The organism is Parabacteroides chongii (assembly GCF_029581355.1).
Lineage (GTDB): Bacteria > Bacteroidota > Bacteroidia > Bacteroidales > Tannerellaceae > Parabacteroides > Parabacteroides chongii.
In genome coordinates this window covers 2,487,479-2,510,809 of sequence record NZ_CP120849.1, presented here as the reverse complement: position 1 = coordinate 2,510,809, position 23,331 = coordinate 2,487,479, and the positions used below count along the sequence as shown (strand labels likewise).

At 43.2% G+C, this 23,331-nt stretch carries 12 protein-coding genes; 1 reads left to right on the top strand and 11 read right to left on the bottom strand.

The window, feature by feature from the left end:
• Window positions 1–5: 5 nt before the first annotated feature.
• From P3L47_RS09320 to P3L47_RS09270, 11 genes are all read right to left on the bottom strand, one after another.
• Window positions 6–1,109, bottom strand: coding sequence for a M20/M25/M40 family metallo-hydrolase (locus tag P3L47_RS09320; protein WP_277783433.1), 1,104 nt, complete (start codon window positions 1,107–1,109; stop codon window positions 6–8).
• A complete protein-coding gene (locus tag P3L47_RS09315) occupies window positions 1,102–2,772 on the bottom strand; it encodes a choice-of-anchor J domain-containing protein (protein ID WP_277783432.1) in 1,671 nt (556 codons plus the stop codon). The genes P3L47_RS09320 and P3L47_RS09315 overlap by 8 nt, the downstream gene beginning before the upstream one ends.
• 11 nt (window positions 2,773–2,783) lie before the next feature.
• Entirely contained in the window at window positions 2,784–3,848 is a 1,065-nt protein-coding gene (locus P3L47_RS09310; RefSeq protein WP_277783431.1) for a choice-of-anchor J domain-containing protein, read from the bottom strand.
• Window positions 3,849–3,865: 17 nt separating this feature from the next.
• Window positions 3,866–5,299, bottom strand: a complete 1,434-nt coding sequence (locus tag P3L47_RS09305) for a RagB/SusD family nutrient uptake outer membrane protein (protein ID WP_122362748.1) — start codon at window positions 5,297–5,299, stop codon at window positions 3,866–3,868.
• A 20-nt stretch (window positions 5,300–5,319) separates the two neighbouring features.
• Window positions 5,320–8,391: a SusC/RagA family TonB-linked outer membrane protein gene (locus tag P3L47_RS09300; protein WP_277783430.1), complete on the bottom strand. Its 3,072-nt coding sequence runs from the start codon at window positions 8,389–8,391 to the stop codon at window positions 5,320–5,322.
• Window positions 8,392–8,628: 237 nt separating this feature from the next.
• Window positions 8,629–11,295, bottom strand: coding sequence for a glycoside hydrolase family 2 protein (locus P3L47_RS09295; protein WP_277783429.1), 2,667 nt, complete (start codon window positions 11,293–11,295; stop codon window positions 8,629–8,631).
• Between the two features lie 185 nt (window positions 11,296–11,480).
• On the bottom strand, window positions 11,481–13,532 hold the full coding sequence (locus P3L47_RS09290) for a glycoside hydrolase family 20 zincin-like fold domain-containing protein (RefSeq protein ID WP_277783428.1): 2,052 nt from the start codon (window positions 13,530–13,532) through the stop codon (window positions 11,481–11,483).
• Between the two features lie 8 nt (window positions 13,533–13,540).
• Window positions 13,541–15,994 (bottom strand): glycoside hydrolase family 2 TIM barrel-domain containing protein, encoded by a 2,454-nt coding sequence (locus P3L47_RS09285; protein WP_277783427.1) that lies wholly within the window; start codon window positions 15,992–15,994, stop codon window positions 13,541–13,543.
• Between the two features lie 121 nt (window positions 15,995–16,115).
• Window positions 16,116–17,666: a RagB/SusD family nutrient uptake outer membrane protein gene (locus P3L47_RS09280; RefSeq protein WP_277783426.1), complete on the bottom strand. Its 1,551-nt coding sequence runs from the start codon at window positions 17,664–17,666 to the stop codon at window positions 16,116–16,118.
• A gap of 12 nt (window positions 17,667–17,678) precedes the next feature.
• Entirely contained in the window at window positions 17,679–20,966 is a 3,288-nt protein-coding gene (locus tag P3L47_RS09275; RefSeq protein ID WP_277783425.1) for a TonB-dependent receptor, read from the bottom strand.
• Between the two features lie 224 nt (window positions 20,967–21,190).
• Window positions 21,191–22,135, bottom strand: a complete 945-nt coding sequence (locus P3L47_RS09270) for a FecR family protein (RefSeq protein WP_277783424.1) — start codon at window positions 22,133–22,135, stop codon at window positions 21,191–21,193.
• Between the two features lie 422 nt (window positions 22,136–22,557).
• On the opposite strand from P3L47_RS09270, the gene P3L47_RS09265 reads away from it, so the two are divergent.
• Window positions 22,558–23,226 carry a FecR family protein gene (locus P3L47_RS09265; protein ID WP_277783423.1) on the top strand — a complete coding sequence of 223 codons (669 nt, stop codon included), beginning with the start codon at window positions 22,558–22,560 and terminating at the stop codon, window positions 23,224–23,226.
• Window positions 23,227–23,331: the final 105 nt, after the last annotated feature.

Below are 23,331 nucleotides of genomic sequence, written 5' to 3'. Positions count from 1 at the left end.
TTTTTCTATATTTCCGTCAATAATACCAAAGCCATATCCGCAGACATCTGTAAGTCGTCATAAAGGATAAACTCATCTGTCCCATGTGGGTTCTGTGCCCCGACTCCCAGATTGATCGTCGGCAGTCCTTTTGCATTCATATTATTAGCATCGCTACCTCCCATCGACTTTACACCTTCCATTTCCAGAGAAAGATGGCGGCATAATGCTTCCATACGTTTATAAGGCGTATTATCAGGAGAAACACGGTAAGGTTTGAAATCCCAGTGCCAGGCACACTCCACACTCCCGTTCAACCGGGTTGCAGCAGCCTCAAAATCAGCAATAACAGCTTGCATCATCTGCTCACCCTGATCCAGATAATCGGTACGAATCTCACCCTCAAGCTCTACTGTATCAGGTACCACATTAGTTGCTGTCCCACCTCCGATAATACCGATGTTGGCAGTAGTACAGGCATCGATCCTGCCAAAAGGGAAATTTCGCATTCCCTCGGCAGCTATCTGTATGGCATTCACTCCCTTTTCAGGAGCAACACCGGCATGTGATGCACGTCCTTTCACCTTCATTTTGAAAGCGATAGCACCACAGGTTTCCGATACAAATTTACCGGGAGAAAGATGTGAATCGAAAACAAAACCATGTGTCATTTGTGCCGATGGTTGATAAAACATCGAACCGGCCAAAGTCGTTTCTTCGCATACGCTGAAAAGCAGAGTACAAGGTTTTATTGCTTTCTTTTGCTCTACAGCCTGTCTCAATGCCCAAAGAATAGCTGATATTCCTCCCCGGTCATCCACGCCTAAAATCGTCGTACCGTCCGAAGTTATCCGGTCAGCCAATAACTGTGGCTTTACCCCTTTGGTAGAACGGGGAGTATCCATATGTGCCATCAACAGGAAATCACCTCCCCCGTTTACTGGTACAATGATATTCCCGCTGTTTCCTCCGGAAAGGGATGCAGCTCCGTCTTCCTGTGCAGGAAAACCCAAGGAAGCTGTGACCGACCGGATAAAATCGGCCACAGGTTGTTCTTTACCGGAAACAGCATCGATCTGAATCAAATCGAGAAACAGACGTTGCAAATCCGGATGTATTTTGTTATTCATAACTGTTTATTATTACGTTTTTCAGCAACAGAGATTCCATATCCGTACAATCACCATGAACGAACCCGATATAAACCGTTTTGCCGATGTAAGGAGAAAGATCGATTGTCTGATTAACAAAGTTTTTCTGTTTATACTCTTCGGTCAGTTCTGTATACTCCTTTAAAGTCTCCGCATCCCGGCAATTATCGATAGTGATCGGCTGCAAAGATACAACGACTTTATATTTTTCCTTATATGCGTTTTTAGCAGATGCAGCCATCTCGAAAGAGATATCCGCACTGTTTGCATCTTCCGGAATGGATATGGCGGGGGTTACCAGATAGTTTTCCGGTGTCAGAGCGCCTTCTGCCGACAGATAAGAGTCAGAACATACAGTTCCGTAACCTTCATAATACTCCCATCCATGCCCATCTCCATCCTTATCAATCACAGTCCACGAAGCCGGAACCTCCCCTGTCAACGGCTCATTCAGCAAAGTCGTCATAATAACTTCCGGAGTAGAGAATTTCTGTTCTTCCGAATAACTCAGCCCTGCACTGTTTTCGGCAAAGGCACGCACATAATATGTTGCTCCGGGTTGAAGGTCTTTCAATGTGACAGCCAATGTCTGATGAGGGTCTACCGTCTCCACCCTGTTATCTATCGTAGGAGAAGGAGCTGTTCCAAAACAAAAGCCTTTACGTATCACAGACGCCCCGCCGTCTTCCGGTATATCGGCTTTTACATCGACAGAGGTACGCGACAGGTTTTCCAATTCACCCATTACAACCTGGGGAATCGTAACATTCAAAGCAGCACCTTCACCTTCGATCTGTATATCGGTGACATACATACAATACAAACCGGTAGATTTATAATGTACCCAAGCTATATAAACATCCTTATCTTTATAGCTGTCCAGGCTGACACTGCGATATAATAGTGTATGGTAAGCCTCAGCCGGCAGTGATTCCTCGAAAAGAACTGTTCCGTTAGTCTGACAGTTTTCTTCTGTAAACGGAGCTTCAGAAATCACTACTTTATAATGTTCCATATAAAACTCATCGTCCATTACTCCAACCGACCATTTAAGGACCGGTTTACCGGCACTAACCGTTATCTTGGGAGTTACCAGATAGTTCTCCGGCGTCAGGTCCTGTTTACTACGGTACGAATCAGACAAAGCAGCAAAAAAGCGATTGTTATAAGCTTCCCAGTTATAGCCGTCACCATCTTTATCGATGATATTCCAGTACTGCGGTGGAAAGACGTCTCCACGGAAACGTTCGTTAAACGGCAATACCATCGCCAACTGCCCCTGGCAAGTAAAATTACGTAAATCACCCAACACAACTTCATTTCCTCTTTTCGCATAAGAACGGGCAAAATACCGGGTACCCGACCGAAGTCCGGTCAGGCTGACTGTAAACTCAGCAGAAACAGAAGAAGAAGGAACATACTGCACCTCCGCCTCGGGTTGTACAGACCAGCAGATACCGGTTTCCGTAACTCCATCCAGCACACCTTCCACCTTACCTCCCAGCGTGGCCGAAGTCTCTGTAATATCAGTCACTACAGATGTACGCAATTGAAGCGGTAAGGCCTGATCGTCATCGCTGCACCCGGAAAACAATGCAGACAGAATAAAGAGTATACCGGCCCATATAGATAATCTTTTCATATTCTTTCTTTTTAATATCCGTAAACTACAACATTCTTTAGTATCAGCGATTCCATATCCACACAATCGCCATGAACAAAGCCGATATAGATCGTTTTACCCACATATTTCGAAAGATCGATATGTTCTGTCTGGAAGGTTTGTTTACTATAGGCAGAAGTCAATTCCGTATAATCACGTAACACATCCGCATCCCGGCAATTATCAAGTGTAAGAGGTGATTCAGATGCAATGATCTTATATTTTTCCTGATAAGCATTCGTTGCAGAAGCTGCCAGATCGAACATTAGTTCGGGAGCAGTAGCATCGGCCGGAATAACAATAGCCGGAGTGATCAGATAATTTTCCGGACTCAGCGCACTCTCTGTATCATAATCATATGAATCGGAAATAACCAGTCCCCATTTAGCATAATAATACCAGCCCAGTCCGTCACCATCTTTGTCCAGTAAGCTCCAGGTCGACGGGAGTTCTTTGGTCAGCGACTCTTCGAAATAGAATGTTTTTTCAGCAGTCAACTTCAGGTTCAGAATCGAAGTCGGACGATTGGCACGCGCATCCTCTGAATCTTCCAGAATAATATAGGCAGAACCACCTTTCCGCTGAAGAATATTCAAAGGGATATACCCGAACATTTCCCCGGCAGGAATTGTAATCGTTCCAGTCTGATATTTAGCATCATATTCGATATTACTTCCGGTACCAAATTCAAAATCTTTCCCGTAAGTGGTTGTTCCGGTATAAACAATATACTGATCAGAAGTATATCCGTCAGGCAATTCCGTCAGATATTCGGTCGTGCTTTTGATATAAAAAAGCTGGTCCGCCAAACGGAAATTTACACGAACTGCACCGTCAGCCGGTTTAATCAATTGAACACACAACCGATCCTCCCCATTCTTGCCGGCTTCCTTTACAAATATATTAGACAAAACCGACTGCCCGCATTCGGACGGACTAAATTCATAAAAGAGGGGGCCCTGATAGGTACGATCTTCTTTCTCGCAAGAAGAAAAGAGGAATAAGATTACCAGGAAACATATTCCACCCATTAAATTAATATATTTTTTCATCATATTATTCTCCTTGTTAATTAATATCCCGGGTTGTTTTTCAGGTTCTTGTTCGCATCCATCTGCGTCTCGGAAATACGTGCCACTACTCGGAAATCCTCATAAGAGACAGGAGTACGTCCGGCCGGTTTCGAGATTGTTTCACCCCTACGTTTCAGATCGAAGAAACGATGACCTTCCTGGGCCAGTTCCAAACGACGCTGCAACAAAATTTCATTCAATAGTTCTGCTCCGGAAAAGGACACGGCGTCCAGTCCGCGTTTTGTACGAAGTTCGTTCACATCAGCCAAAGCCTCTGTATCCTTTTTTAATTCAGCCTGTGCTTCTGCCCGATTCAATACCACTTCCGACAAACGGATAACAGGCACATTATCCAAACCGAACGCTCCCTGCCAACCGCTGAACTTTTTCGTCCACCAAACTTTTTCCCCATTGATTTTTGCCTTCCGGAAAGCTTTGAAACGGAGATCATTTTTCTGATCGAACAGAGCGATTAACTCTTCAGCAACACACAGGTCGGCATCTCCTACTCCTTTACCAATATCGTATCCTTCACTGTCAAGTTCAGATTCCATCATCCCATTGATCGATTGCAATGAACTTGAACCCCAGTTTTCAGAATTGGTAAAGTACAAATAAAATATCGTTTCTTCTCCTTTGGAGAAAATATCCGTATAGGTACCTCCATATAGATCAAACGGAGCATTAGCTGTTACATAATCGGATGCTTCCACACACTCCTTCCATTTTCCTTCATAAAGATACACACGGGAAAGTATCGCCTGCGTAGCCAGCGAACCCATTCGTTTCGGCATCAAACCGTCGTCGTTTCCTTTCAACAAAGAAAAACCCTCGGTCAGATCTTTTTCTATCTGCCCCCACACTTCAGCCACTGTCGCACGAGCCGGATACACTTCTTCGCCCATCGGACCGCCATCATAGAAAAATGCCTTCAGAATCAACGGCACGCACAAATCGAAATTATCTACCAGATGTCCCGGTTCACGTCCATAGACACGTGCCAGATTAAAATAAGTCAATCCGCGAAGTGCTAATGCTTCCCCCCAGATCGCTTTTGCTTTCGGAGTTTCAGGTAGCTTCTCCGCATACTCGATCACTTCATTCAGTAAAGCAATTATCTCATATGATTCCACCCAAATATCAAGATGGGAACCGATACGGTTATCTGCTTGTCCTTTATAACGGGAGGCAAGCGGAGAAAGACGGGAGTTGTCCGCTAGAACTTCCGGTACAGTCAATATGTCACGACCATAAAATGCTGTTTCCTGCATCAGGTCATAAACTCCATACAACATGGCTTCGCATCCGGCTTCCGTCTGCAATTTATCCTGGGGAAGCAAGGTTTGCGATTTTGTTTCCAACATCTTGTCGCACCCTGTTACAAACAGCAGGCACGAAAGTACCAAGATTGTATATATTCTGTCTTTTTTCATTTTCTGATTATCTGTTTACATTAGAAATCTACCTTCAATCCAACCGTATAGCTACGTGACTGCGGGTAAGTACCCAGATCACCACCGGTAAATTCAGGATCATGTCCGGGATAAGTAGTTGTTGTCCACAAGTTATAGCCGGACACGTACAATTGCAGGTTCGAGATATACAATCCTTTCAGCCATTTGGCCGGGAAGTCATAACTCAGACTAACATTCTTCAGTTTGATATAATCGGTTTTTTCATAACATAAAGTAGAATATTCCGATATCTGGCGCGGATTGCCCGGATAAGCACTCTGGTAAGATGGCTTCGGAACCCAGGTCATATCGCCAGGCTGACTCCAATGTTTATAATACATATCACTCAGCAAATTGGTATCACCTTCATAAGAGGCAAGTACCAGTTTGTCATTCCAAAGACTGACAGCACCACGCTGGAACTGGAAAAATACGGACAACGTAAACCCTTTCCAGGTAAAATCATTATTGAATCCTCCATAGAAAGTAGGATCAGCCGGTTTTGTCCAAATACGATCCTCATCTTTCGGAACATAGGTTATATACCCGTCTTTGTCATAATACATCGGACGCCCGTCGGCTGAGTTCACACCCGCCCACTGATAAGTAGGCAAGGAAGAGATCGACTGCCCCACCTTATAGTCTCCCAATACATCCAAACCATCCTGTAACTCCGTTATCTCATTTTTTGTAAACGATAAGTTCAGTGCAGAACGCCATTCAAAACTTCCAGCCCGTATATTTACAGTATTCAGCATAATATCAACACCTTTATTACGCACGCCCCCCATATTGGACGGGATAACGGTAAAGCCGGTTGTGGCAGGGATCGTACGGTTATAAAGCAGGTCTTTCGTATCATTCAGATAGAAATCGGTTTCCAATGTGATCCTGTCATCCAGAAAACCTGTAGTAATACCGATATTACGGGAATGATTCTTTTCCCATGTCAGATAAGGGTTACCTATATAAGTAGGTATGATTGCAGAAGAGTTATCATATGCGCCTCCACTTGAATACCAACGGCGTGCCGTATAATCCCCTATGTCCGAATTACCGGTAATACCATAGCTTCCACGTAATTTCAGATCGCTCAACCAACTTTTCACTGGTTCCATAAAAGGTTCTTCAATAATCCGCCAAGCAGCCGATACAGACGGAAAAATTCCCCATTTATTATTTTCACCGAAACGGGAAGAGCCATCACGACGGATTGTTCCTGTCAGTATATAACGATCTTTCAACGTATAATTTACACGGGCGAATAAACTGGCCATCTTCCATTCAGAGAAAGTTCCGGATACTTCTTTGGCAACAGCTGTCGTTCCCAACAAATGTAATGAAGGATCGGATACTCCCGTTCCGGTTGCTCCGTGACGCTTATATTGTTCATGACGGTAAGAAAAACCAGCAACTGCCGAAATACGATGTATTTCATTAAATACATTATTATAGGAAGCAACTTGTTCTGTCTGGAAATTAATCAGTTTACCGGTCATTGAGGTAACCGATCCATTTTCCTTTGCACCTTCACGGGTACGGGGATCGATGAAACTATGTTCTTCGATAGTTGTCAGGTCCGCATTATAACTCGATTTAAAAGTCAGTCCCTCCAGTATTTTAAAATCCAGCGAGTTTGCAGTAATCAGCTTGCTTGTCCGTCCGCTATATTCATTCAGGTTCAGCATTTGCAATGAATTATGCTGATAATAACCATAAGGGAGATCACGTACAAACTCACCATTTTTGTCATAAGGCGAGTTAGCCGGGTGTACCAGCACAGCAACACGGCTTGGGTTAGCTGCACGTACGCCACTATACTGATCCTGATCCATCACACTGTAATTGTTATTAGTAGAGATACTCAACCAGGGTAGTAACTCCTGTGTCAGATTCACACGGAAAGCACCGCGCTGAAATCCGGTTTCTTTTACAATTCCATCCGTCTTATTATAAGCAGCAGAAAGAAAATATTTTGTTTTAGCCGTTCCCCCTGTTGCACTGATCTGGGCATCCGAAGTATAAGCCGTACGGTAAATCATATCATACCAGTCTGTCGTCTGAGCCTTCGAAAAACCATCGTCTCCCCAGCCAAAACCCTGATACTGACTCAATCGCCCCAGATATTCGGAACTGTTTTCCCCATAACGATTCTTCATCGCCAGCAAATCCAGTTCTGCCACCTGCGAAGCCGTCAGTAGATCCAGTTTATTGCTGATCTTCTGCATACCGCCTGATAATTTGACCGATATCTTAGTTTTTCCTTCCTTTCCTTTCTTGGTCGTAATCAAAACAACCCCATTGGCGGCCTGCGCTCCGTAGATCGAAGCAGAAGCACCGTCTTTCAGTATATCGATCGATTCGATTTCATCCGGATTCAAAGTCGAAAGAACATCCGTACTTTTTACAATACCGGTCGACTGGTCTCCCGTCACCATCTGAACCCCATCGATAATATATAAAGGAGCTGTACCGCCACTGAACGTACTTCGTCCGCGGATATTTACCGATACAGCACCACCGGGTGTTCCGTTCGCCGTAATAATCTGAACACCGGACACTTTTCCCTGAAGTGCTTTCTGGACACTTTCAACCGAAGTCTTGGTCAGTTCCTCGCTGGTAATATTGGATACGGCACCCGCTATATTTTTCTTTTTCTCCGTTCCGTAGCCAATAACAACAACATCAGACAGCATCGTTACATCTTCGCGCAAAATAATAGTAACCGGCATACCGGCGGTAACCGTAACCTCTTGTGTTGTCATACCTATAAAACTGATTCTCAGTTTTACTTTCTTCACTCCCTCGGGAACAGCCAGATCAAACCTGCCGTTATCATCGGTAATCGTACCCCCTTCTACCTTTTCCGCAACAATTGTTGCACCAATAACAGGCAATCCACTCTCATCCACCACTGTTCCTGAAACCGTTGTTTTCTGCCAGACAGAATAAAAAGCATCCTTTTCAGCAGTTGTTGTCGCAAACGTATTCTGAGATAATACTCCCAATAACAAACAACAACAATAACGATTCAGGGGTGTGCACAATAAATTCCTGACTCCTTTCCTCATAATCCTAAATTTGTGCTAAATTCATAAACATTCACTCAATCTCCCTGAACTAAAGCCACAAAAATAAAGTAAACATTTGATAAATTGCACTATTTTATTAAGAAAATAGGTCCAAATGACAATTATACAAGCAAATAAACCCTACAAAATGTAAGTTCAAATATAAACACACACAAAAAGAGCCTTGATTTTTTATGGAAATTCAAGACTCTTTTACTTAATAATAAATGGACAGAACTACCGTTGTTCTCCAAATTCGGTCTGCTGTCTTTCGACCTCCTTCAGTTTCAGGGCATTCAGTTCTTTCTGAAGACGTTCTACTTCACGTTCGGCTGATGATTTGCTCATTTGTACATCTGTTTTACCGGTTACAGTCAGAGGTATAAGAACGGCTTCCGATTGATTATAGACTAACGGATAAACAGCCGGAGTACTTTCCAGTTCAAGCTCTGCGCTGATCGGCATCTGGGAGCCTTCCATCAAAACACTGGCCATCACTTTGATCTTCCCGGGTTTCAAGGTAGACTGTACCAGTACCGGGGCAGTTCCCCATTTCACCGGAGCCGGATTCGCCATAATATCGGCACTTCCCAAGATACGTCCTTCACCTTCGATATGGAACTTGATGAAATAATTGTTCAAACGCTTAATGTTACCTTGTTTATCGGCAATAGCTGCAACTACTGTTACAAAGTCAGAGCCGTTTGCCTCCAGGTTCGTACCCTCGTTATCTACCCAAAGCAACAGTTTCTCCGGGCGCCGGGCAGGCGTTACTTTATGGGTAGCAACCACTTTTCCATCTATCAGACCTTCTGCCAGTAAATAGACATCCTCCTGTTTCCTGTCTCTCGACAGAGCCTTGTCTACCATAAAATCATACATACCGGGGAAAGTGATTACCGGCGACGGCATTCCTTCCCGTCCCTTATCTTTTTTATAAGTGGATGTTTTACCGTCTTTATTAAAGGTCAGACGTACTTCATCACAGTTGGAATAAACTACGACATCTTTACCTGAAAACGGAGTCATTTCATTGGCAATAAATACCATCGGCCCAGTTTCTGCGATCAGGTCGCTTTTAACAGGCGGGCGTTGAGCCTTGAACATATAGTATGAATACTTAGGCTGACGGAACACATCCATGATACCTCCGTAAAAAGGATCGGGATGATAACCGCGCTGATGATCGAACGAATGCCAGAGGCAACCGCCTACATGCTGACGGGAAGTCTGAAACAACGCATCATAACTGGTATAAGGATAGGAAGGTGAAGCATAATGCTGCGCCTGTATCAACATCGCCTGTTCACCCCAGTTACGGGCAACACGACTAGGGGAGTTATGCGAATTCCAGTCATCCACATTATCTCCCCATTCACGGGTAAAATAGGTTTTTGACGGATCCAATTCTTTTATCGCCCATTCCTTATCTGCATTCTGAGGATGAGCAAAAAGTACCGGAAAGACTTCGTGACCACGTGCCTCACTGTCACTACCGCAATAGCAGGACGGGTAAGGATATTCAGCATGTACGATATCGTTTGTGTTCTTGGCAAAGTCTGCCGGATACCAGGTTTCGTTCAGGATCGGTTCCCATAGCCAGACCGAAGGATGGTTACGGTCACGGCGTACTAGGTGACGGATATCGCTGTACACACGCCGGGCAAATTCGGGAGCATCGTTCCAGAACTGCCAGCCGGGAGTATTGACGATCACGAACAGTCCCAGTTCGTCGCAGGCATCCATAAAGGCGGGATCTTGCGGACAATGAGCGTTACGGATCACTTCCATACCTACATCCTTCAGCTTTTTCGCATCACGCCAGTGGATGCTGTTAGCCACCGCATTACCGACAACGGCAAAATCCTGATGGCGGTTTGCTCCGATCAACGGCTTCTCATACCGTTTACCGTTCAACCAGAAACCGTCTTTCCCTTTAAACTCGATACTACGGATACCGATACGGCGACGATAACCGTCGATCACATTCCCTTGTTCATCACGGATACGTACCAACAGATTATACAATGTAGGTGAAGACGGACTCCACAACAACGGGTTCTTTACTAACAATTTATCAGAACTATTTACAGCTTTACCCGCTCTAATCTTCACCTTATCATTCAGAAAAGCGACCTGTTTGCCATCCGGTTGCTGCAATTCATATTCTACTACACCAGTAAACGCTTTCTTCGTCTCGTTACGTACCTGCAATTTCAACAAAACCTCAGCAGAGTTATCCGACACCTTATCGAAAGCCACAAATAATCCGCCTCCGGCCACCTCATCCGCATAATTCGGATCGGTGATAAAGATATTGTTATGGGCAATCAGCCAGCAGTCGCGGTAAATACCTCCGAAATAGGTATAGTCCAATACATCCTGGGCTTTTCCGGGAGGATAGGACGGATCGTCGCTATTGTCTGTCCATACGGCAATCACATTATCGCCATTCCAGTCGAGTATGTCCGTTACATCCACAACAACAGGAAGATAACCTCCGAAATGCTCGGTCAGTTGTTTACCGTTTACAAACACCTTGCTTTTCCCCATAATTGCTTCGAAATGCAGGAATAGTTTCTTTCCTTTCAAAGCGGCGTCGGGTGTAAAATGCTTGCGATACCACACTTCCCCCTGATAGTTAATGCAGCCACTGGCCTCAGTCGGCAGGTATTCAATGCCATGTGGCAGGGAAACGACCATCCAGTCTTTATCATTAAACTCTTTTGCATCAGCTCCCTGCGCAGCTCCCTTATAGAAACGCCAGGCCGGATTCATGGAGTAAACATCACGTCCGGTATTTTCCAGCTGAAAGAAACCGGCAGTAGAAAATTCCGGTTGATGTCCCGCCCATAAGGGGAGACACAGCAAACAAATAAATAGTATCAATGCTATTTTTTTCATGGTAAATAATTTATATATTATTAATTCAGTTATTTCTTTCCATACGTACTAATAACGAGTGTGCATCCCCCACTAACGTTAGTGATGATGCTCCACTAACGTTGGTGACGATGTCCCACTAACGTTGATGACGACACCCCACTAACGTTAGTGCTTTTTCCTAAACAGGCTCACTATTTCTTATTTTATTGGTTTGCCCATTGAAGCACCTTCTTTATCATCGGGATTTCATACAGATAGAGCCAGTCGCTATTTTCTGTTTTCGATGACAAATGGTTATGGTGATTCATATCGGCAATAAAACCTTCCGGTTGCTGCATAAAGCGGGTTTCCGAATAAACGGCTTCCAGGTTTGAACGCATTTCTTTGAAATTATTACAAATGCCGACAACTTTATCCAAAGCAGCTTTGCGGGCAGCAGCATCTTTCGCCGTGTCATACTCATTCAATGCCAATATCAAACGGGTCGGATAGTTTTGCAGATTATTCGTTTGCTCATACACTTCCAGGGTATAACGGTTACGCAAAGCATTCTTTTCAGCCGTACGAACTCCATCGGCAATAAGCTCATAGCGTTTCGCTTCTTCTTTGGCTTTCGTTATTTTCTCTTTATATGTTTCGCTCCATGTGCCCGGATTTGCTTTATCCGGCAACTCCATCAATGTAAAGGCAGTTGTTCCCCAGGCCGGATTTCTCCGTCCGGAAGTGACTAATGCCCCATCAAAGAAGAAGATCGCTTTTTCCAGTTCGTCGAGAAATTGCATCCGGTTCTCTTCCGGACGGAAACCATATTCACGCTGGGCATGAACCTTCTTGAAAGTTTCTATATCCCGTGCTGTCGGATTCCAGCCGAACTCGCCTTGCGCGATATAACCGCGCCAAACTGTTTCCAGATGTGGAGAACCGTCATCCCAGGCTGTTGCCAGAATCCCTTCCAGATGATTTTCCGCAACAAGCTGACTGAAACCTTTCACATATCCCGCCCGTGTGTTATTGCGTGGCAGGAAAGGAGAATCGCCGGCTGACGCAGCAGTAGCACCCATTACTTTCAGCCCTTTATCGCTATACCATTTCAATAGCTTACGATGTGCCGGAGCGGTCGCATCTTCATATTTCCAACGCATATATACACATTCTTTCGGAAAGAGATCGATCGCTTTATCCAGCTTTTCGGTATTCCATTCCTTTGCCACTTCCTCTTCTGTCTTATCGCTCAAAGCCAGTTCCCACAGGTCTGCATATTTAAGCGGCATGTCATCCCAGAAGATAGGAATACGACCATGATCGACAGCAAACTGGCAAACCTTTTTCAACCATACCATCTGCAACTCGAATGCAGACTTTCCGGTAGCCTTGCAACGGTCATCGATACCGATAGCTGTTATCTCATCCCCGCCCACATGCAGGTATCTCCCGTAAGGCATTGCTTCGAGCGCATCCAGATACAGATCGAACTGCACCTCGTAGGTACGGGGATCGGACGGACAAAACTCCCAGTCGCTTGCCGGATTCTCCCGCAATTCCCAATGATGTTTCAGAATAAATCCGGCATGTCCCAAACCTTGTACCAACGGACTGATCTCTACATTCCGCTCCTTCGCATACCGGCATAAAGCCTGCATCTCCTGTTTGCTGATTGCATTCGGAGCACCGGCTTCAGGGCGATGGGTGAAACGCAACTTATCTTCCAGTTCCCAGATTATTGCATTCACTTTATAACGGGCCAGCTTATCCACCATACGGTAATAGTACTCCATCCGATCCAGATGATGCTTGGTATCCAGATGGACAGCACGATAAGCGATGGCCGGATAATCCGTTATCTTCATCGAAGGTATTTCCTTCTTAAAATCCCGGCTGTCTTCCAGCAACTGTTCCAAGGTCTGTGCACCGTAAAAAAGCCCGGCATTATCTCTCGATGTAACGATTACCCCTTTATCAGATATTTCAAGCACATATCCTTCGGGAGAGTCAGGTACATTTGTCGTCGACAATTGAAACCGGACACCTTTACCGCTACGTTTACTTTGAGGCAATCCATCTACAATCTCACCCAGTACTGGGATCGATGTGCCCTCAGTAGACGATACATACGACAATTCACCAAAGCTCAATCCTTTACCGGAAAGGACTTCTACCGATTGCGGTTGTGGTAATAGCTGGAATGTTTTATCCAGGTTACGGGCAAACAAACTACCTGTAACGAATAATAAACAAGCAAATAGAGTTGTTTTCATATGTATTGTCATTTTATTTCCAACATTATTTTCTTTTCAGTCAACTTCTCTGAACGTACAGTTACGGCCGCTTTCCCTGGTATATCGGCAGCCTGTATCAATAAAACACATTTTCCCCTAAAACTCCTGCAGCGGGGCTGTTTGTATGGGAACATATCAACCGGATCTCCATTATCCACTCCTAACAAGCGAATAGGTCCATCCAAATCGAATGACAGTTCATCTGACGCATACGGACATAAAACACCATTCCGGTCGACTACTGAGAACTCAAGCCTTGCCACCTCAGCAGAACCAGCCTGTAACTCCAATTTGTTTGCAGAGCAGCTGACCGTATAGGCTAACGATGCTGTTTGTTGCATATCTGTTGCCACTATTCTATTCCCGTTCTTCGCCTTTGCCTCAATACGGCCTGATTCATAAGGTATATTCCAAACCAATTGTTCTCCTTTATAAGGTTGAGTGCCCAAAGATACATTATTTAATAACAATTCAACAGAATCACAATTCGTATATACGACAACCGGTACTATTTTCCCTTCTTTTCCCATGTGAGTCCAATGAGGCAGCAAATGTACCATCGGTTTATCAGTCCACAGACTCTGATACAGATAATAAGCATCTTTAGGCATGGCAGCCACATCAATAATACCGAAATTACCACAACGTTGCGGCCACTCAGCTTCTCCCAGATAATCAAAACTACCCCAGCGAAACTCGCCCATCAACCAAGGGAATGCACAGGTCCTTTGCCAGGCTCTGCGAACACTGATACGTACCGATGCATTGTCATACGATGATTGATAATATGGATGAATCTCCTCTTCCGGAAAAAACTCTTCCGCTGCAAGGTCGGGGATTGGGAACACTCGCTTCTCAAACAAATCCCATTTAATCGGATTTTTCTTTTCCCAAGGAGCTGGGAAGTCTCTCCTTCTCCACTGAGTTTTTGTCCTGTAAACACCACGCGTCTGGTAAGTATGGGGCACTTCCGTCGCAACAGCACATACAGACGGATATTTATCCCTAAATTTCTCCAGTTCACCGATTTCCTCCCCATTTCCATTGAAACCGACAATATCAAGCATTCCAAAATTCTTTTTATAGTCTACAGACATTCCGCGAGTAGGATCAGCCCCACCTTGTGTTACCGGACGCACATCTAGCGAATGAAACAAATCCACCAAATTACGCTGTATCTCTTGTGATGCACCATTCACCTCATTTCCAATGCTCCACATAATAACAGACGGATGATTACGATCACGCTTGATAAAGTCTGTCATATCTTTTTCCCACCATTCGTCAAAATAGTTTCCATAATCATCTACAGCTTTCGGGATATTCCAGCCATCCAACCCTTCATTCAAAACCATTAATCCCATTGTATCACACATCGTATAAAACTCCGGAGAAAAAGGATTATGAGAAGTACGAATCGCATTACACCCCATTTCTTTCAGCAACTTCAATCGATAATACAAAATATCTTCCGGCACAGCAGCACCAACAGCTCCTGCCGTATGATGATCACATACTCCTTTTAACTTTGTAACCTCTCCATTCAGCTTAAAGCCAAATTCCGGACTAAATTCCAAAGAGCGAAAACCGACCAATTGTCGAACCTCATCCAATAACTTCCCAGACTTTTCCAACCGGCATATCAACGTATAAACAACCGGATTCTCAGGAGACCAGCGCTTCGGAGATACAACAGTCATCCGCATTTTATCTTGCCCAAAAAGATCTTCTGTTCCAAAACTTTCAGCTACGATTATCCCATTCCTATCCTGTAAGCAGGAAACGATCCGTACTTTCTCCTTTTCCGGATTTACAACGGAAACCTCAACTGAACACAGCGCCTTCTCTGGCAAAAAGGTATCTACTTTAAAATAAACACCCGAATAGGAAATATGTACCGGAGAAGATATGATCAGATGAACATGCCGATATATACCGGAACCTGTATACCAACGCCCGGTGAGAGGTTTAGACTGGTCGACTTTCACCGCAATACAATTATTCCCCTTTCTCAAATAAGGAGTCAGATCATATTCAAAACCGATATAGCCATTCGGCCGTTTACCTAAAGAATGACCATTAATCCAAACTTCACTATTCAGATAAATTCCATCAAACCGGATACGGACTTTTTTAGTAGCCCATGCAGGATCATAAGCAAACGTTTTACGATACCATCCTATTCCTGCCGGCAAAAAACCGCTTTGCCAGTCTGTCCCGTTGGCCGTTTGCTCATACGCCCCCTCTATACTCCAATCGTGAGGCAAATTTAATGTCCGCCAGGCAGAATCATTATAACCGGGAAAGACAGCCTCCTCCCCCACATCATTCAAACTGAATTTCCAACCCAAATCAAAACGAATAACCTCCGCAGCTTCCGCATGAAAAAAACAGCAAAGCAACAAGGAGAGAATCCATTTCCATTGACTTATATATTTCATAGAATCAATTCTTTAAAATACATTCATACATCATATCAATTATCACAGAAAAAGAATGCCGACTATAATATAGTAAATACTTATAGCCGACATTAAAATCATCCATCAAGACCAGTGCAGACTACCAACCCTCATTAGGTGTACATAACGTATTCGTTTCCAATTCCTTCGAAGGTATAGGATAGTAATAATAACGATTCGTATCTCCAACTTTCCCTGTCATTAGCTGCTTATAGCGAACAGAATTACAAGTTTCCATACGCTTTTCCAACAATCCCCAACGACGCAGATCGTAGAAACGTTCGCCTTCTACAAAGAACTCAATAGCACGCTGACGTTCCAAATCATTAAAAACAGCCTCGTATGTCTGTGCTCCACCATAGGGATTCAAGTTTGCCCGTTCACGGATTTGGTTCAAATAAACAATTGCTTTTGATAAATCCTGCGAACCACGCAGATAAGATTCTGCCAATAGTAAAATGACATCTGCATAACGGATAGCACGCTCATTGATACAAGACATAGGAGGTGAGGCCTCAGATTCTGCCGTATTCCAATTTTGGTATTTCAATATCCAATAAGAATTCCACTTGTCTGACCCGAACTTTTCACGGAAAGGCTTCAAATAATACATACAACCTTCATAATCCCAAGCCACAGAAGCGCGTGCCCGATAATCCGAATTACCATCCTTATCTTTTTCAGCCCAAAACATATCCATCATCTGTTGGGTCGGTTGTGCTTCATACCAGCCTCCAGCTTCGGGGGCGGCATATTCTTTCGGACGAGTATTGGTTTGCGTCGAGTTGAGGTTTTCTCCGTCTCCCCAAATATCTGTACCACCAACCGGCTCCATCAACAATTCGAAAATGCTTTCCGAGTTGTTTTCATGTGCTTCATCAAAATTCCATGCAAAATCATCTACCAGGCTATAGGTATAAGGCGACTTGGTCAGTGGTTCCAGCACCTGGATAGCCTTATCAAAACTTTCCGCATACACATACAGCTTACCCAACATTGCATAAGCAGCTCCTCGGGTTGGTTTTCCTATCACATCGTTTACTACCGGCAACAAAGAAGCAGCCGTCATCAAATCCTGTTCGGCCTGTGCCCAAATCTCTGCCTGAGTCGCTTTTTCCAAAGGGAAAGTGGAAGGAGACTGCGAAGCCGTCATACGCAACGGAGCATTCTTAAATTCTTTACCCAACTGAAACAGATAGAAACCTCGAATAAATAAACATTCGCCTTTTACCTTATCCACAAATTCAGATTCAAACTCTCCTCCTTTTTCTTCCAGTTTCTGCATAATGGAATTGGTTCGATACAAAGCATTATAAAACTGATAAAACATTCCTTGAGAAAGAGAATTACCATTTGTATTCGTAAAATAGCAAGCTTGGAATACATCGCTAATATCATTCCTGAATTCTACCTCATCGGCACGTGCGATACGCATCATCACCCCTCGTGTTCCATAATAACCGCCATTCAAAGCATTTTTCAATGGAGTATAACAAGAAGTCAAAGCCAGTTCAAAATCCGCCTTACTCTCCCAAAACGTATCTTCTGTCGCTTTATTTGGATTTATCTGATCCAATTGAGAGTCACAGGATGTACTCAAACCCAAAACGGCTGCAGCACAAAACATAAAATATAAATATATTCGCTTCATACAATTATCTATTTAAAATGTAACATTCAAACCAACCATAAAGGTACGGTTGGATGGATATATAAACTCATCGAAACCACGAGAATAGACATCAGAGGAGTTCACATCCGGCGTATATCCGGAATAGGACGTAATCGTAAAGAGATTTTCCGCATTCACATACACACGTGCTTTCTGCACCAGGCCACGACACCATGCAAGAGGCAATGTATAACCAACCTGCAGGTTTCTCAAACGGAAATAAGAGCCACTTTCCAAATAACGATCAGACTCGGAACGGGCATTCCGGTTCGGATCTGTCCAAATCAAACGAGGGCTGGCTGCATTTTGATTATTTGGAGTCCAATAATCCAAGGTACTTGCCAAATAATTTGTACCTCGTGTGACATCTGTCAGTTCCAGATTCGTCGCGTTATAAATTTTATTACCTGTTACTCCCTGGAATCCAATTGAAAAATCCCAATTTTTATACGTAATATTACCATTGATTGAGTAAGTGAATTTCGGGAATGGACTACCACAATATACCCGGTCGTCATCATTGATTGTTCCATCATTGTTCGTATCCTTGAAGCGAATATCACCCGGTTCTGCACTCGGCTGGATTAAGTTGCCATCCTTTTGATGGGCATTCACTTCGGCTTCACTATTGAAATAGCCATCGGTCGGAATCAACCAAAACCCTCCGATCGGATAGCCTGCCAACGTCTTGCTTGTGTAAGTTCCACCATGTATTGTTCCACCGGTGATAGCCTGTGACTCAGCTCCCATTTCCACCACTTCATTCTTATTATATGTCCCCAGGAAATTTACGCCATAAGAAAAGTCTTTATTCAATGTTTCATTCCAACCGATATTAAACTCAACTCCTTGATTACGGATTTTCCCGGCGTTGCGAATCGGATCATTAGAACCTCCGGTTGATATAGGAATAGGGACATTCAATAGAATATCCTTTGTGTTTTTCACGTACCAGTCAGCCGTCAATGTCAGTCGGTTTCGCAAAGCCATAAAGTCGATTCCGACATTCGTCATGGCTGTTTCTTCCCACTTAATATCCGGATTTGCAAATGTTTTCGGAAAAGCTCCCTGTATCAGACCACCATTACCATTTGGATAGTTAATACCTGTCGACACAACTGACACAAACTGATAATTGGAAATCTCCTGATTACCTAATACGCCATAACCGGCTCTCAATTTCAACTGATCCAGCCAGGACGCATTATTCTTCACAAAACCTTCTTCTGCAATATTCCAACCAGCAGAAACAGAAGGGAAATTGCCATAGCGATGATTCGATCCGAATTTGGAAGAACCGTCACGGCGAATTGTAGCCGTAATCAAATAACGATTCTTATAAGAATAGAAAGCACGGCCTAAAATAGACGTCAACACACTACGAGTAGAATTACCACTTACAGCCAAACCACCGGCCGCAGCATCAATTTCCATAATTCCAACGGGCATTCCCTGACCAGAACCTTGCAAGAAACGATAGCGGGAATCTTGATAAGTATAACCGGCCAACAATGATACCTTATGTTCGCCAAATGTCTGGTCGTAAGAAAGCAGATTTTCAACCAACACATTACGTGTTCTTGTCTGTTGCTCCGTCACCTGTGTCACTTCATTCTTTGCCAAACCATAACTATACAATCCTTCATAATCATTATAACGATAGAACTGGAAGTCCGGAGCAACATTCAGCTTATATTTTAATCCTTTTATCGGCTCCACGGATACATAGGCATTCGCATAGATCTTTACATTATCACTATACCGGTTTTCCAACGCGTCATCAACCATTCCCATAGGGTGTTGCAAATTCACCACATCACCATACAAGCTACCGTAGCCCCCTTCATTGCTTGAATCATATTTTTCCAAAGTCGGAATTGACTGCAAAGTGTGCCCAACCATACCGCCTCGGATAGCTCCATACAACGGATCACTCTGATCGTAAGTCAAAACCACATTCGTTCCGGCTGTAAAAATTCCCTTTTTAAAATCCTGCTTGCTCTGCAATGTATAACGCTGATAGTTTGTACCTTTCATCACACCGTCTTGATTCGTATAACCGACACTATTATAATAGGTGGAGTATTTTCCTCCCCCTTTTACGGAAAGAGCATAGTTCTGCATTAATGCCGGACCAAACATAATATCCTGCCAATCATTGTCTGGTTTGGATGACAAATCAAGAGCCATATCAAGAGGCTCCAACCCTGCGGCCCTTCGGGAAACAGTTGTAACCTCAGCCCATCCAGCAGCATTTAGCAGATTCAAATATTTGGATGGTGCACTGACACCGATATTGGCCGAAAGGTCAATAATAGGTTTGCCCTCCGTATTTGATCCTTCTTTTGTAGTCACGATGATCACACCATTGGCTGCACGAGAACCATAAATAGCTGCTGAAGAAGCGTCTTTCAATACGTCGATACTGGCAATATCGTTCGGATTGATATGGTCTATCCCAGTCATATACATACCATCGACAATATATAAAGGAGCTGAATTGTTCAACGTACCGATACCACGAACCATAATACGTGTACTTCCACCAGGTGTTCCGCCTTGAGAGACAATATCTACACCGGCAATCTTTCCTTGCAGAGCCTGTCCGATCGTCGTATTACTTTGTGTGTTCAGATCGTCCGTATTGACATTGGCCACCGAGCCTGTCAAGTCCGCTTTTTTCTGTGTTCCATAACCGATTACCACAACTTCGTCCAGTGTTTTCGTATCCTCCAATAATATGATACGGATCGATTGTTGATTCCCGACAGTAATTTCTTTCGTCAGATACCCAATATAAGATACATTCAATACAGATTTAGAATCAGCTTCGATGGTAAAACGGCCGTCCAAATCTGTAATTGTCCCGTTAGTCGTACCTTTTACAACAACATTAGCACCAATAACAGGTTCATCATTCACATCAACGACAGTACCTGTTATATGTCTCGTTTGCTGTTGCGTAGGATTAGCATTTTCTGCATTTTTAGTCAGAACGATATGTGTCCCTTCCATTGCGTATCCGATCCCTGTATTTTTGAACAGATTATCCAAAACAGAAGATACAGGTTTATTTTTTACTTTTACAGAAACTTTCCGATTAACATCTACCTGATTATTATAAATAAACAAATAATCTGTCTGACTTTCTATCTCACTTAATACATTGTCCAGTCTAGCATTACTCTTACTAATGCTTACCCGGGCATTCTGAGAATGTGTATTTTCCGCAAAAGAGCAAAAAACACAAACTAATAACAGAAATGTGGTGATCCGCATAATTCTAAAGATTTGTTTAAGTTGCGGGGATTTAGGATAATACCTACCCGACAAAGAGTTTTTTTTCATACCTTTGTTGATGATTTGAAGTTAATACAGTTTTTAATTGAATTGTGTTGATTGAATGCCGGTAATTGCCCCCCAGCGTTTGCCGGCATTTTCGTTTTCATGTATATTCCATAAGCTTCTTTTTTAAGGTTAATAAATATGTTATTATATTCTTCTTACTCTATATAAATTATTTGATTTTCATCATCCCGCTGATAAGTAAACTTTATATCCTTCTGCAGCACCCGCAGTGCATAATCTATGCCGTCTGTCTGACGGAATTTACCGGTGTAAGCGTATTTAAGCACTTCCATATTCCGTACCCGGATCGACAATCCGTAATACTTCTCAAAATCTGCCATAATAGATGTAAACGATTCGTTTTTAAAGCAGATCAAGCCTTCCTTCCATCTGTAAGGATTGAAATCGTCAACAGTAGTCACATGCAATTTACCATCCTGCAAATAGACCTTATTGTTCGGTTTCAACGTTAATTTCAGCTCCGGATCACTCGTGGAAGCTACCCGTACGCTACCTGACATTAACGTTGTTTCAAACTCTCCCGTTTCAGCATAGGCATCCACATCGAATTTAGTTCCCAACACTTCTACGTTATATTGATCCGTTTGTACGATAAAAGGCTTGTTTTTATCTTTCGCCACATCGAAATAGGCCTCTCCGTCCAATATCACCTGACGATTCTTTTTACCGAACTTCACCGGATATGTAAGTGAAGTCCTGGCATTTAACCAGACATTCGTTCCGTCAGTCAAAGTAATATTAATCCGCTGTCCGGCAGGAACACAGATCGTATGCATCGCCATCAATTCTTTTTCCAATGCGTACTGGTGGAACAGGTAACTGCCTCCCAAAGTGACCGCTATGACAGCTGCTATTTTGATAAACTCAGTTCTAAGAGAACTAAGGTCTATTGTGAATCTTTTCTTTCCGGCTTTTATTACTTTCTCATTTCCTAAAAGCAACATCACATCAAATAGTTTTCGCTCTTTCAGAAAAGCCTGACGGTTCTCAGCGGACTCTTCCATCCACTGTCTTACAGCCATTTCCTCATCAAAAGATGCGTTGCCTTCAAAAAAATTATATAATGTATCTTTATCCATTTTCACTGTTTAGAATGTCCCTTCTATATTAATAGCAGTTCACAATTGAATATCCCTAGTAAAATAATAAAAAAAATACAATAAAATCAATTTCTCTTTTTGAATAGGTTATTTCCACTTTGCCAGAGTGATACAAAAAGGATTATTTCTTCAGCATACTGATACGTTAAAAAATATTACCTGGTATACTAATTCAATTTACATGGGGTAGAAATCCGATTTACCCGCTATAGTAATAACAAAATGATATTTTACATTTTGTATGTTTTTTTATTCTCTCGGGAGTATTTTCGATTTCTTCCGAATGAAAATTAAATTTCTTTCGGAAAGAATTTGATCACCTTAGTTCTCTTAGGACTGAGGTGATCAAAATTGCATCGATTATCGCACTAACGCTTGGAGGGAGTTTTATCTACCAGGAAATGCAAACGGAAGAGACACCCGTAGCCTTACAGACAATCTCCGTTCCGGCAGGCCAGCGGATCAATATCACTTTGGCAGACGGAACGAATGTCTGGCTGAATGCGCGTACCACGATCCAGTATCCTGTCAGCTTCAACGCCAAAGAGCGTTTGGTAAAACTGGACGGTGAAGCCTATTTCGACGTAGCAAAAGATAAAGACAAATCATTCATCGTGCAAACGAATAAATATAACGTAGAAGTATTGGGAACTAAATTCGACATCGACTCTTATTCGGAAACCGAGATATTCGAAACAACCTTGATGGAAGGAAGTGTCAAGATTTCATCGCTGACGGATGCTGCGGAGAGCCTGCTACTCACGCCGCACAACAAAGCCTATCTGTATAATGGAAAGTTAAGGGTAAAACCGGTCGACGACTATTCTCCTTATCGTTGGAGAGAAGGATTGATCTGTTTCAAGAACGAAACATTCGCTTCGATCATGAAAGATTTTGAAAAATATTATGGGATAAACATCTATATCACAAACCAACAGGTTCAGAAATATCTGTATACCGGAAAGTTCCGCCAGACAGACGGTGTGGATTATGCACTGAGAGTCTTGCAGAAAGATATAAAGTTTACTTATGAACGGGATGACGAAAATCACATTATTTATATCAAATAAACACTATGTTTCACCTAAAATTAAATGCTTATGGGATAAACCTGTTAACCGTACTGCCGGTAAACGCTGGGGGGCAATAGCCGGCAGGTATCAATTGACACAAAC